The organism is Bacillus sp. FSL R9-9497 (genome assembly GCF_038005805.1).
Taxonomy (GTDB): domain Bacteria; phylum Bacillota; class Bacilli; order Bacillales; family Bacillaceae_G; genus Bacillus_A; species Bacillus_A cereus.
In genome coordinates this window covers 1,782,478-1,796,613 of sequence record NZ_JBBOTY010000001.1, presented here as the reverse complement: position 1 = coordinate 1,796,613, position 14,136 = coordinate 1,782,478, and the positions used below count along the sequence as shown (strand labels likewise).

Sequence of the window (14,136 nt, the reverse complement as noted above, 5' to 3'; positions counted from 1 at the left end):
CCTATAGACAATCTTTCTTACTAATTGAGAAGAATCCTTTTTTTCTTTTCATATTGTTAGATTCCTTTAACTGGAATCAACCAACATATTTCGGTGGATTCCAGTTATTTTTCATATAATCTTTTATAAACTAGGTAATTTTCTATTTTTAGACTGCTGTTCATACGCATATCCAATATTGAAAAGCTCTTTTTCACCAAACTGTTTCCCTACAAGCACTACACCGATTGGTTCTCGATTTTTATCATATCCAGCAGGAACCGCTAATTCCGGATAACCAGCTACAGCTGATAGAAGAACTTCATCGTTATTAATCATAACTAGAGCATCCAAACCTTTTTCTACTAAATACCTATCTAGCTCTTTTCTTGCATTTTCTTGACTCGTTTGCACTACGTTTTCAAACTCTTCTTTCGTTATAACAGATTTTTCAGACCCTTCAATTAATGTTTGTCCGTATTTTATTCGTCTTTTATTATCCTTTTTATTAAACGCTATAATCTCTTCTAACGATTTTACCGGTACATTCTTTTGCTGTGAAAGATAGTCGTTTACATTATGCTTGAACTCATATTCTAATGTTTGCAAATTATCTACACCCTCAGTACTTAACTGGATATTATCCGTTAATATCGCACCTGCATCTTGAAGGTCTTTTCTAATTTTTTCTGCTACTACTTTTCTATTTTCATCTTGTTGGTCTACAGAAAAAAGAAGCCCTATCTTTTTCCCTTTTAATCCATCTATTGATAAATCCTTTGTATAATCAATTCTTTCTTTATCTTTCATTTTTTCTGTCATAACATCTTTTTCGTCATAACCTATCATTGCATTAAATAACGTTGCTGCATCTTTTACTGTTCTTGCTATAGGTCCTGCTGTATCAAGAGTTTCAGCTAATGGAATAATTCCTGTTCTACTTACCATACCTAAAGATGAACGTAACCCAACTACTGATTGCTGCGCCGCTGGTGCAACAATCGATCCCGTCGTTTCTGTTCCAATTGCAAGCGGCGCAAAATCTGCTGCAACTACTGTAGCAGATCCTGAACTTGATCCTGAAGTATCGAATGTAATCGGACCGTACGGGTTTAAATTTTGTCCTTTCTTCCCGCTATACCCGCTTGGCATTGTAAAAGATAAATAGTTCGCCCACTCAGACATATTCGCTTTTCCTAAAACAAATGCTCCTTCTTCTTTCAACTGCTTCACAATTGTTGCGTCTTGATCTGCAATCCAATCTTTTAATACATAAGTTCCTGCACTAGTCGGCATCACTTTTTCCGTCTGTACATTATCTTTTACAACGACAGGAATACCATATAAATTCGAATTTTTGTTTCTATCCTGCTCTTGATCTAACTTTCTTGCTTCTTCCATCGCATTAGGATTTATCTCTGTAACAGAATTTAATGTTATTCCATTTTGATCATGTTCTTGTATTCTAAAGAGATAAATACTCGTTAATTCTTCATATGACAACTTTCCATTATCAATCATTTTTTGAAGCTCATCTACAGTCGCATTTACGACTTCTTTTTCTTTTATCTTTACATTTTCTATATTGATTCCTTTAAGCTGATTATGTATCGGTTGTAGCACTCTTTCTTTATCATATACAATACGCTCAGGTTCCTTTGGAAAATAATTTTTATACACGTAATATCCACCGGCACACGCTAATAAGACAATGCCTCCAGTGATAGACAGCGTTACCTTTACCCATTTCTTCATGTTGCTTCCTCCACTCTATAAGATGCTTAGCTATACAAAAAAGAGAGTTACCTTTTACTTAACTCTCTCCAATCAAAATGCTAAATGAAAAAATGAAAGATTTCAATCTAATTACTTCTTTTTTTGCATTTGCTTTGCTAACATTTCTTTCACTTGATTATACGTTAATCCTGAATTTTTATTTAAACGCTTTACTTCCTCAACATCAGTACCTACCACTGTATATTTTTTCTCATCATTCATTTTTCTAATTCCCTTCTCACCGTATTATTTCTTATATTTCTTCCCTAAATGCGCATAAATTAACACCACTACAAAAAAGGAAGCTGTTTTTAAGCACAGCTTCCTTCTCGTTACATATTGTATTTCTTAATAAAATTTCACTACATCTTCAGTAGGCAAGAACGTTCTTTCTGCTGGTTGTTCGTTTGGTTCACCAAATGGCATTTGACCTACTAAGCTCCACTCTGCCGGAATGTTCCAAGTTTCTTTCACTTCAGCATCTACGATTGGGTTGTAATGTTGTAATGACGCCCCAATTCCTTCAGCAGATAATAGCATCCACACAGTATGTTGTAACATCGCATTTCCTTGATGAGACCAGAATGGGAACTGATCTTTATATAATGGTGCATTTTCTTGCATTTTTTCTACAGTTGCTTGATCTTCAAAGAATAGAACTGTTCCTACACCTGCATGAAAACCTTTTAGTCTTTCTACAGTCGCTTCAAAGTTTTCTGCTGGTACACGGGCTCTTAGTGTTTCTTTAACGATATCCCAAAACTTTTCATGCTCTCCATCCATTAATACAACCATACGACCACTTTGCATATTGAAAGATGTTGGTGCGTGTAAAGCTGTTTTTAATACTTCTTCAATTCTTTCTTTCGTAATTGCATCGTTTTTTGCTACTTTACGAATTGAACGGCGGTTCACAATTGCTTCTTTTAAGTTTGTTGTAGTTGCTGACATTTTAATTCCTCCAAATGTTTGTTTTATAATTTATTTTGTTATTTCATAACAAGCGAATTAGCAATATCCATCGGTATTACATTGCATACCTTCAAATGAATTTGTTTTACCCTTTTCAATTTCTTTATCAATGACCCTTTCTAGTGTTTCTTTACTAGCAAGCCCTTGAATGACTTCATCTCCAATCATGACAGTTGGAACAGCCATAATATTCGCTTCATCATATGCGTGTTGAATTACTTCTTGATGCTTTTCTTTATATTTACGAGTTACTAAAGCATCTTTAAATTCCGCCTCAGGAAGTCCTACTTCTACCGCTAATTTTGTTAATACATCAATATCTTCAATGTTTTGCTCTTCTTGGAAAAATGCTGTGAATACGCGGTGATGATACTCATTACCTAGTCCACGTTCTTTCGCAAATTGACATCCTTCGAAAGCTAAATGTGTATATGGATGTGGTGAAACACGTGGCAAGCGCATATCAATTCCTAACTTCTTCGCTGTCGGAAGAATGAAAGCATCCCATGAACCTAATTTTTCTGGTTCATTCCATGGATCTATTTTTGAATATGGACTTGGACGTAATTCAAATGGCATCCATTCAATCTCTACATCTTTCTCTTTCGCTACCTCATCTAATGGACCTTTTGCTAAAAAACAAAACGGACATATAAAATCTGAGTATACTTTCATTTTTACAGTCATAACTTTTACACCTTACCTTTACAGTTGTAATCGAATAAGTTACATTAATGATAAAAAAATATAAATATGATTTAAGCATTCATTTTTTCTTGCAAAGTTTCAAACAACTGCCCCATCGTAATATTTCTCAAAACTTCTTCCATCGCGGATTGTGCTTGAATTAAAATGATTTCTAACACCGCTTGAATATTCGCCCCAATTGGACAATCTGGATTCGGTTGCTCGTGAATATGAAATAGCTTGTCTTCTTCTACTACATTTACTGCATGATACACATCTAACAATGTGATTTCATGTAAATCCTTTAGTAATCCCGCGCCACCCGGTCCACGATTTACGTAAACAAAGCCAGCTTGTTTCAAGTACGACATGATTTTACGAATGACTACTGGATTTGTATTGACACTCTCAGCCATATAGTCTGAAGTACAAAGTGAAGATGGATTGTTTTTCAAAATAGATAAAATATGAACAGCTATGGAAAAGCGGCTACTAATTTTCATCGTAATCACCACCTCGATGTAATCATTATAGTTACAACTAAAAAATAAGTCAATCCTTTTCATAAATTTTTTATAAGTAAATTAAAAAGTGTCCCATTATGATATATGAGACACCTCTTTTTATTCTGCAAATAGCGCTTGAAATTCTTCAATAAATAGCTGTACAGCGATTGAAGAATCCTTTAATGAAGGAACAGCTAAAGCAATTTCTCTCCATACTTGTGGTTCCAATTCTCTCGTTTGCACATTTTTTGGTAAATTCGTTAAAGATAATTCAGCTAATATTGCAATGCCTAATCCTTCTTGAATCATATTTAAAGCTGTAGTAACTGTCGAAATTACATACTCAGCCCGAAGTGGTACGTTTGCTTGTTTAAACATATCAATAATAGGTGGTTCGTATCCGCCCTTACATAATATGATCGGTTCATTCTCTAAATCACTAATTGTAATAGCGTCCTTCTTACAGAGAGGATGATCCTCTCTTAAGATAGCAACCATTTTCCCCTTCGTTAATGGAACAATCTCCATATCTTTATTAGGCAAAATAACAATTCCTATATCAATAACCCTCGATACTAACCAATCTTCAACTTCTTTAATCGTTCCTTCACAAAGAACTACTTCTAAGCTCGGATACTTCTCCTTAAAAAGGTTTATCATTTTGGGTAAGAAATGTGCAGAAGCACTCGGAAAACTACCAATTCGAATCGTCCCAACTTCGTGTCCTTTCTCCATCGCAACTTCTTGTTCAATCTTCTCTACACCGTTCAAAATCTCTCTAATATGTACAAGAATCCTGTTTCCTACATCCGTAACGAGGAGCCCTTTTCGTTTATCACGTATAAGAATAGTAACGCCTAACTCTGACTCAATACTTGAAATCGCATGACTAACAGCTGGCTGCGTCATATTTAATACCCTGGCGGCCTTCGTAAAACTACCTAACTCAACAGTTTTTATTAATACTTGCAGTTGTGTAATGGTCATAACTAATCACTTATACTCCTTATAAAAAAGATTCATTTTATTTATTACAGTCGATATCATATCATAGTGAAATGAATAACAACAAGGAGGTCTTTCAGTGACACAGCTTTCTCGAACTAAGACGGCCATAATCCTTACCTTTCTCGTTTTCATGTGGGGAATCAATTGGCCTTTATCAAAGTTTGCCCTGCATTATACGCCACCTGTTTTATTTGCAGGCGTTCGAACTTTAATTGGAGGATTCATTTTACTCCTGTTCGCATTACCGAAATACAAAGAGTTACATTTAAAAGAAACGTGGCATTTATACGTTATTTCTTCTTTACTTAACATCATTATATTTTACGGGTTACAAACTGTCGGCCTTCAATATATGCCTGCTGGATTATTTTCCGCCATTGTATTTCTACAACCAGTTTTACTCGGTATTTTCTCGTGGATATGGCTTGAAGAATCAATGTACGGCTTGAAAATTTTTGGGCTTGTTCTCGGATTTATTGGTGTAGGTGTTATTAGCTCAAGCAGTTTAACAGGACATATTTCTATTATTGGAATCCTTCTCGCGTTAGGATGCGCTATCGGCTGGGCACTTGGCACAGTATTTATTAAGAAGACTGGTCACCGTGTTAATGCCATTTGGATGGTAACACTTCAGCTTATTATTGGTGGACTTTGCTTAATTGGATTTGGTTCAGAATTTGAAAGCTGGTCTAGTATCGCTTGGAGTATACCATTTGTTAGCGTACTTCTCTTTATTTCATTCTTTGTTATTGCAATGGGGTGGCTTGCATACTTCACACTTGTTGGAGCTGGTGAAGCAAGTAAAGTTGGGGCTTATACATTCCTCATTCCACTAATTGCTATTATTGTAAGTTCAATTTTCTTACATGAGGCCATTACCATTAGCTTATTCATCGGACTATTATTTATTGTTGTGAGTATTTGTTTTGTAAATATAAAACCGAAAACACTTGCTGTAAGGCAGCAAGTTGAATTGAAATAAACGTAAGAAAGAGCCTACTGTTTGCAGGCTCTTTCTTACGTCTTACTTTTTACGACGTACTACAAAAACACACGCACTTACCGACGATACTATCGCAAAAATAGATAAGACAATTGCTATCAATTGCATATTACTAGTACCTTCATTCTTTTCTACACTAGACACTTCACCATGTTCTCCTGTTAATGACGTACCTTTTGCAATTATAGTAAGTGAATGCGGTTTTTCAGCTTTTTCATCGCCTGTCCATTCAACAATTTCTCCATCTTTATATTGTTGATATGCGTCCCAAGCTATTTTTTGCTCTTTATCCGGATTTTTAGCGACGAAAGTAAATCGCTGGAACTGACCGGGTAAAATCCCTTCTCCTGTTGCTTCCCATACTACAGTTTTAACTTTTCCAGCTGTATCTTTTTGCTCCTCAACTTTCCATCCTGGCACTGGTTCATACTGCTGGAACTCTACTCCAGACGGTATTTTCAGTGTAACTTTTGTTGTTGCTACATTTTTTTCAACTGGTACTTTTATCGTATATGTCTCCCAAGAACCAACGTCAGAAGTTGCTGGTTTTACAGTGACGTGCGCACTAACAGGTAACGAAAACATTCCCATTGCAATAATTGTTGCGATCATTGTTGTTCCTAATTTTTTTATACGTTTCATTTTCTATTAGCTCCTTTTCATACATAGCTTCTTTTTATCTGCCACCGACAATAAATTTAAAATCTGTATCGAAACTATCAAGAGATTTTGTTAATCCATGAACATGTATATTCCAGTTTCCTGTCATATTAATATACATACCTTCTGCTTCATATTCTCCTGGTGAAACTACTGAAACTTTAAATGAACCTTTTCCCATGTTCATATCTAATGATTGAGTCGTCAATATCATTTGTTCCATATCAGTAACAGGCTGTCCCTTTTCATCCTTTAGTGTAATATGGAATTTATTTTGTCCTACCTTATTCGGACTTACATTTAGCGTAAGTTCATATCCATTATCTAATTGCTTACTCTCTGTAAAAGGTCCAGTAGGAGGCATCGGTGGTGTTTGTACGTTTGTCATAAAAGCTACGATTACGAAAATGATAATTCCAATGACAAACTCTACTTTCACCGTAGCTCCTAATCCTTGCTGCGCTCGCATTCTCCCTTTCATATAATGAATAATTCCCAATATCCCCATGAAAATGAATAAAAGTATCTTTGTTAATAAAGCCAATCCATACTTCGTATCAAATAACGAGTGGATTGTTGGAATAAAAAATGTACTGTTAAAAAGGCCTGTTATTAAAATCACGATGACAGCACCTGTTGCCCACGGTGAAAAACGCTTAATCATATCCCAATACATATGCCACTTGTTATCCTCTTTACGTAAAAGAAGAATAATAGATGATAAACCACCAACCCATAATGAAGCTGCTAATAAATGTAGAAAATCCATAACGACAGCAATGTCTTTAAACTTTAAACCGTATGCGTGACTATTAAAGGCCTTCATAACAAGTAACCCTATAAACAATAGTATTGGAATACTCCATACTTTAAACGACGAAAACTTCTCATGCTTCACCGCAAAATACGTAACAATTATAAGCGTACTAATGAGAACCATTTGAGTAATCCATACATAACCAAAAACAGAAAGCTGTAATGTTTCTTTTAATAGTAAAGGATTGAATGCTTCTATCCATGAAACATCAGCATTTATTTTCGCTTGCAGTGGTAGATTGAATAACAAGCTAATCAATATCCCAAATAAAGAGATCCATATTATGTTCTTACTCCTTGATCGAACCGAGGTTGCATTGCCTTTATACATAATAAGATTAAAGAATAGCACTCCTATAAATAGTGAGAAACTTGTATATAAAATTCCACGTTCCATAATCATATCGATTTGTGGGACGTAACCCATCTCTTCCACTTGTATATCGTCTGTTTCCGCTTCCGCTAATCCAACCCGGAACGGGATAACTCCTTGAATTGGATGTCCATCAGCTGAAATAGCTTTCCACTGAATAGAGTAAAGACCATTTTTGAGATTGTCTTTTAATCCAGCTTCTAATAGCTTTTTATTTTTTTTATCAATATGAGCATCTTTTAAATCGACCCTTTTACCTGATGTATCTCTCACGTACAATGTATTAAAACTTGAAACTTGTATGTCCTCATCGAATTCGATTTTTACAACAGATGGTGCTTTCTTCAATGTTTCATTTTCAGTAGGGTTTGATTTCACAACGTACGCATGAGCAGATGCACTTTGCGGTATCAATATGATAAGCACACACACAAGTAATAACCATGTCCCTAATCTTCTCATTACTTTCACACTCATTTCACTTCTTTCTTCCTCATCGCTCTATTTTCATTACTTTAACTTCCGAAGTTTGATTCTCGGGCGAAATATTAACCTTATTAAATATAAACTTCTATAAAGTATAACTCTTATTTCTCTTCCACCTCTAAACTTCTAATATAATAGTAACTATCACTATAGATACAACTTACATTTTTTAAGTCGATTGTTATTATATCATAAAATATATTTATGTAAGTTATCAAAGAAGAAAAGTTATCGTGAATCATTTGTGAAGAAAATGTGAAATGCATAAATAAAAAGGTGTTACGTAATAACGTAACACCTTTTTAAAAATATCCTTCTTCTATTGCTCTTCCGGATAATCACAATACTCGATAATCGTTCCTTCTGTATCCGCTGGGTTAAGATATATTAATCTTCTACCGTGCTTATTAATCCGAAGTGTATGCTCTAACGTTCGAATTCCTTGTTCTTTCAATTCCTCTAAAGCCACATCTAAATCATCTACTCGATACGCAACGTGATGAACACCTTTACCTTTTTGTTTAATAAAACGGGCAATTGGAGATGTCGTATTATTCGTCGGTGCAAGTAATTCTATTCTATCTCCATCTACTTCAAGAATGGCTACTTCGCTTTCCACACCAGGAGCTTCACTTACGTAACGATCTATATCTCGAACTGCGATTCCGATATGATCAATTGTTTTTTTCATTTTATTTCCCCTACTACTTTATTTTTTCTCATTATTAATAGTAACAAAAAAAGCTATAGAAACAAGTCTATAACTTTTTTTATTTAACCTATTTTCTTATCCGCTCTAGTTGCTGGTTGAACTTGGTTTTTCACTTTTAAAATGCTAATGCCATATCCGATAAATCCACCGATAATCGCTGGGAAGATCCAGCCTAATCCTACTTCCTGCATCGGAAGGAATTTAGTGAACACTTGGCTTACTACTTCAATGTTAACTCCAGCTGCACTTAATCCATCAAATAAGCTGATGATAAATGTTACGATTAAGCTTACTTGATAAACTTCAGCTCTTCCTTTAAATAATGAATGGAAGAATGTTAAGAAAATCAATACGATTGCTAGTGGATAAATTGCTGTTAATACTGGAACAGAAACTGCGATCAATTGTGTTAATCCTACGTTTGCAACAATTGCACTAAATACACATAGCGTAATTGCAATTGCTTTGTAAGGAACATTTGGGAATAACTTATGGAAGAATGAAGAACATGCTGATACAAGTCCCACACTAGTTGTTAAACAAGCTACTGTAATCATTAATCCTAATAATACTCCGCCATATGATCCGAAATAGTAGTTAGAAACTTTCGCTAATACTTCTCCGCCGTTCTCTAAATGTCCAAGCTTTGCAACACTTGAAGCACCCATATAAGAAAGTGCTGTATAGATAATTGCTAAAATAGATGCTGCAATAATTGTCGCTTTTGCACAAACGACCATAATTTGTGTTTTCGTTTTCGCACCTTTTTCTTTAATAGCATTGATAATGATAATCCCGAATACAAATGATGCTAGCGTATCCATCGTTAAGTATCCTTCTTGGAATCCTTTAAAGAATGCATGTGATGTATAAGCTTCCACTGGTGCTTGCATATCTCCAATCGGATGTATAAAAGCAACGATTACTAAAATACCGATGAAAGTCAACTTAATTGGCGTTAAGATTTTTCCAACAATATCGACAATTTTCGCGGGATTTAGCGAAAAAAAACAAGTGATACTAAAGAATATAATTGTGAAAAGAATTAAAGGTGTAGAACCTACTCCTTCTGGCATAAACGGCTTAAGACCAATTTCATAAGAAACATTTCCTGTTCTTGGTATTGCAAATAACGGACCAATCGCTAAGTATAAAACTGTTGTAAACACAATCCCAAACACTGGGTGAGCACGACTAGCTAACGACTGCAAATCATCTTTACCTGAAAAACCAAATGCTAGTACACCTAGTAATGGTAATCCAACACCAGTTACTAAAAATCCAGCGTTAGCAATCCATACATTCTCTCCAGCTGATTGACCAAGCATCGCTGGAAAAATTAAATTTCCCGCTCCAAAAAATAGTGCAAATAACATTAATCCAATAACTACTATGAACGAAAACGGTACTTTATTCGCCATAATATAACCCCCATTCAAGTTTCCTTATCTCATTTTCCAATTTTAACTAATTGAATTTTCTGAATATTTAATTTAAGTATCAACTATTCTTGAATTCATTATAGTTTGCTATATAATATTTTGCAATACTATTTTCGAACTTTTCTTTTATTTTATAAATATACATTTTTTAACATGAAAAATAGACTAAAAAACCAACATAGTCATCCATGTTGGTTTTTCCATTTACTATCATGAATTAAAATTTTGCTGCTACTTTTTTAACGTTTTCTAGACCTTCTTCAACAATTTGTTGTGAACGATCTGGATATTGATTGTGTCCTTCAATTACAACTGTCTCTGGATTTGTAATTCCCCAGAATCCAAGTACAGTTGTTACGTAATTAACTGCCATTTCCATAGGAGCCATTTGCTCTGAAGAGTAATCTGAACCACGAGCACCTAACACAACTACTTTCTTACCACCAACTAAACCTTCTGGGCCATTTGCTGTATATTTAAACGTTTTTCCAGCTTGAGATAAGTATGAAATATATGTGATTAATGGTGCTGGTACTGTAAAGTTCCATAATGGGAATGCAAATACAACCTTATCAGCTTCTAAAAATTGATTTAAATATTGATCTACTGTAGCAACTGCCTTCTCTTCTTCAGCTGTTAACTCCATACCTTGGCTACGTTTATATCCACCTGAAATCGCAATATTTCCGTAATAAGGAAGATCTAATGCAAATAAATCTAATTCCGTAATTTCTGTATTTGGATTTGCTTCTTTATAAGTACTTACAAATGTTTCATACATTTTTGAACTAACTGCTTGCTCCGCTGGACGATCGTTTGCTTTTACAAATAATACTTTCGACATTTTTTTATTCCCCTCTACAGTCGTATTTTCTTCTTTTTTACCAAATAATGAGCTAAATAGTCCCATTTTCTTCACCTAATCTTTCTTTTCATATTCATTATTCATCATCATAAAAATTCTTATTCTAAGAAAAAGTTCCAATAGATACCTTAAGTTACGCCATTGCAACTTTTTGTTATTTAATTACCTTATGTAAGTGATTGTAATATAGCCACTTACTTTAGTCAAGTAACTTTTAATGAAAAATAAAATCTCGACTTAAAAATATTAAGCGAGATACAATTGAACACCAAATACATCTTTATTACTTGTATAATAAACTTAGAGAGGAAAATTCATATATAGAAAGGATTTATTCATGAGCACTATAGAAAAGATTCAAACTTTTATTATTCTTTTTGCTGTTACATGCGGCATCGTACTCGGACAATTTAATATGATACATACGTATTCAGACAAATTTATTGTCCCCTTCTTATTCTTCATGCTATATGGATTATTCCTCAGCATCCCATTAAAAGAAATAAAAAACGGATTTCGCAATTTAAAATTTGCTGGAACAAGTCTTACTATTAACTTCTTATGGACACCTTTACTCGCTTGGGGGTTAGGGGCACTATTTCTTTCCGATCATCCAGCACTTTGGGTTGGATTTATAATGTTAATGGTTACTCCATGTACAGATTGGTACTTAATCTTTACTGAAATAGCGAAAGGTAATGTAGCACTTTCTACTGCAATTTTACCTGTAAATTTAATTTTGCAAGTACTGCTCCTTCCCATTTATTTATTTTTATTTGCTGGTGTCATGAAAACTGTAGCGGTTTCTGTTTTAGTAGAAAGTATTGTTATCGTAATCGTCTTACCATTTATACTTGCACACGCTACAAAGTTCATTATGAATAAAATGAAAAAAGCTGAACCTCTCGAGAATAAACTCATTCCGTTTTTCAGCTCTGCTCAAATTGTATTTTTAAGTTTAGCAATAGTAGCGATGTTTGCATCACAAGGTAAATATTTACTACAAAATATGAATGTTGTTTTATTATTACTCGTTCCTGTTCTATTGTTCTTCATCATTAATTTTTTACTAGGACAATTTATCGGGCGCATGATGCATTTATCTTACAAAGATACAGTAAGTCTAAGCTTAACAACGTTAGCAAGAAACTCACCTGTTGCACTCGCTATCGCTGTGACCGCTTTTCCAGACGAACCTCTTATCGCACTTGCACTCGTTATTGGACCATTGATTGAGTTACCGGTACTAGCTTGTGTGTCACAAGTTTTGTTGCTTATTAAGAAAAAACGGCAATATGCATAATAAAAAACGTCCCATTTTGGGACGTTTTTTATTATGGAAAGATTACATACAACACTTACTTCTTATTTATCAATACAAATGAAATTACCGAAACTACAAACGTAATAATATCCATTATAAATCGATGGGCTCTAAAAATGTTATATGTTATAGAGAATTAACTTTTCGTTACATTAACAGATCCTTTCTAATTAAAAATGATAGGAAACGTAAATATAACGAAAGCTGCCCAAAGTCCGTATATTGGCAAATACTTCGTAACGGCATCTTGGATAGCTTTTGGTCCTGATTTATTTTGCAAGAAACGCATATAGGAAAACATAATCCAAATTAGATTTGCCCAGATCAGTATGTTTACACCTAAAACAGCTAGTCTATTAGGTGTAATCCCGTAAGAAGAAAGTCTAAATACGATGGCTGACAATGCAACAGTATCAATAATAAGTGCCAAAACAATTAAGGAAAAATTTATATAATCTGAAATGTTCTTTTTCTCGTCCGAGTCACTCTCAACGATAGAAAATATAGTAACAGCCAATACACCAAGCAGTATTCCGTTGAAGGCCATTAGGAAATTGCGATCCAAGAATGGATTTTTCCCGACCCAAATTACCGTTATAAGATAGATAAGCAAGGTGATCAGGACGAGAGGACTAAAAATTTTAGATATGTATGGTGTAATATTTTTAGCAAGCTTAAGATTCATTGATACTAAGTATGCAGTCACAATAGCGAGAGCGGCTGCTCCAAATAAAACAACATTACTAAAATAGAACTCTCCTATATCTAAGTCAACAAAGCTAAATAAACGCATGGTGAATACCGCTAGTATCATTCCGCTCACTGCCATGCTGGCATAGAGAAGACAATATTCTAAATTAAATTTAATATAGGCTAATCTTGTACTGCCTTTTGAATATTCATTTCCTGTAAACGCAAGCCCTACTAAGACCCATAAAAATATAGGAAGATGTAAATAAGCAAGTATGGTACTGTCTTTATAATTTATTGGCAACGTATTAAGATACACCCCGGAAACTAGGAATAACGCTATAAGGGAATAAATAATACTTTTTTTCGGCTTATTATTGTAAACAAAATAAGCAGCAATAAAGGGAATTACACCAAAAGCCAAGTTTATTGGAGCAATTGCTTCCTGCTCAACAAAGTGGAAAATGATCCTGGTGCTTATGCCGGCCAGAATAGCTAAAAGGCCCATGAATAAGAAACCTTTTTGAAACAAAGATGTTTTTTCTTTATTTACTTTCTCCTTGAAATGCAACCTTTCATACCAAGCACCTAGAATTTGAGAATCAGGGTTTTGGTCCCATGCTTGTGAGAATGATTTTTTAAAAGCTTTCGGATCTTTTCTATACATCTTCTCCAACTCATGGGGGTTATCCATATTTTTAACAATCAAATTGTTACTGTTCATAGTTATACCTCCTCTAATTTTAAAATAAGGTTGTTACCTTTTAACAAAAGCACCTCACTCATTTATTATGATTTTGATTTTAATACAAAATTTATCGTTTTACAATAAAAAAT

General features: G+C 34.3%; 14 protein-coding genes. 2 read left to right on the top strand and 12 right to left on the bottom strand.

Going from position 1 to position 14,136, the window contains the following annotated elements; all coding sequences use genetic code 11:
• Positions 1-123: 123 nt before the first annotated feature.
• The 6 genes from MKY21_RS09335 to MKY21_RS09310 all read right to left on the bottom strand — a co-directional run bounded on the left by MKY21_RS09335 (position 124) and on the right by MKY21_RS09310 (position 4,907).
• Complete coding sequence (locus MKY21_RS09335) at positions 124-1,734, bottom strand: amidase family protein (RefSeq protein ID WP_341076029.1); 1,611 nt, start codon at positions 1,732-1,734, stop codon at positions 124-126.
• Between the two features lie 111 nt (positions 1,735-1,845).
• Positions 1,846-1,977 carry a hypothetical protein gene (locus tag MKY21_RS09330; protein WP_000997344.1) on the bottom strand — a complete coding sequence of 44 codons (132 nt, stop codon included), beginning with the start codon at positions 1,975-1,977 and terminating at the stop codon, positions 1,846-1,848.
• Between the two features lie 126 nt (positions 1,978-2,103).
• Positions 2,104-2,706, bottom strand: a complete 603-nt coding sequence (locus MKY21_RS09325) for a nitroreductase family protein (protein WP_001277011.1) — start codon at positions 2,704-2,706, stop codon at positions 2,104-2,106.
• Positions 2,707-2,763: 57 nt separating this feature from the next.
• Entirely contained in the window at positions 2,764-3,414 is a 651-nt protein-coding gene (locus MKY21_RS09320) for a DsbA family oxidoreductase (RefSeq protein ID WP_341076027.1), read from the bottom strand.
• A 71-nt stretch (positions 3,415-3,485) separates the two neighbouring features.
• Positions 3,486-3,917: an Rrf2 family transcriptional regulator gene (locus tag MKY21_RS09315; protein ID WP_000704073.1), complete on the bottom strand. Its 432-nt coding sequence runs from the start codon at positions 3,915-3,917 to the stop codon at positions 3,486-3,488.
• A 120-nt stretch (positions 3,918-4,037) separates the two neighbouring features.
• On the bottom strand, positions 4,038-4,907 hold the full coding sequence (locus MKY21_RS09310) for a LysR family transcriptional regulator (RefSeq protein ID WP_086424367.1): 870 nt from the start codon (positions 4,905-4,907) through the stop codon (positions 4,038-4,040).
• A gap of 97 nt (positions 4,908-5,004) precedes the next feature.
• On the opposite strand from MKY21_RS09310, the gene MKY21_RS09305 reads away from it, so the two are divergent.
• Positions 5,005-5,910, top strand: a complete 906-nt coding sequence (locus MKY21_RS09305; protein ID WP_016117597.1) for a DMT family transporter — start codon at positions 5,005-5,007, stop codon at positions 5,908-5,910.
• Between the two features lie 42 nt (positions 5,911-5,952).
• Here the strand turns inward: MKY21_RS09305 and MKY21_RS09300 are convergent, their stop codons facing one another.
• From MKY21_RS09300 to MKY21_RS09280, 5 genes are all read right to left on the bottom strand, one after another.
• Positions 5,953-6,573: a YcnI family copper-binding membrane protein gene (locus tag MKY21_RS09300; RefSeq protein ID WP_074624961.1), complete on the bottom strand. Its 621-nt coding sequence runs from the start codon at positions 6,571-6,573 to the stop codon at positions 5,953-5,955.
• 34 nt (positions 6,574-6,607) lie between these two features.
• Entirely contained in the window at positions 6,608-8,257 is a 1,650-nt protein-coding gene (locus MKY21_RS09295; protein ID WP_103572896.1) for a copper resistance CopC/CopD family protein, read from the bottom strand.
• A gap of 328 nt (positions 8,258-8,585) precedes the next feature.
• Entirely contained in the window at positions 8,586-8,957 is a 372-nt protein-coding gene (locus MKY21_RS09290) for a VOC family protein (RefSeq protein ID WP_341076023.1), read from the bottom strand.
• Positions 8,958-9,040: 83 nt separating this feature from the next.
• On the bottom strand, positions 9,041-10,399 hold the full coding sequence (gene brnQ / locus MKY21_RS09285) for a branched-chain amino acid transport system II carrier protein (protein ID WP_001284783.1): 1,359 nt from the start codon (positions 10,397-10,399) through the stop codon (positions 9,041-9,043).
• Between the two features lie 238 nt (positions 10,400-10,637).
• Positions 10,638-11,330, bottom strand: a complete 693-nt coding sequence (locus tag MKY21_RS09280) for an FMN-dependent NADH-azoreductase (protein WP_000522529.1) — start codon at positions 11,328-11,330, stop codon at positions 10,638-10,640.
• Positions 11,331-11,622: 292 nt separating this feature from the next.
• Between MKY21_RS09280 and MKY21_RS09275 the strand changes: the two genes are divergently transcribed.
• On the top strand, positions 11,623-12,588 hold the full coding sequence (locus MKY21_RS09275) for an arsenic resistance protein (protein ID WP_044795731.1): 966 nt from the start codon (positions 11,623-11,625) through the stop codon (positions 12,586-12,588).
• Between the two features lie 187 nt (positions 12,589-12,775).
• On the opposite strand, the gene MKY21_RS09270 is transcribed toward MKY21_RS09275, so the two are convergent.
• Positions 12,776-14,023: a DUF4153 domain-containing protein gene (locus MKY21_RS09270; protein ID WP_341076019.1), complete on the bottom strand. Its 1,248-nt coding sequence runs from the start codon at positions 14,021-14,023 to the stop codon at positions 12,776-12,778.
• Positions 14,024-14,136: the final 113 nt, after the last annotated feature.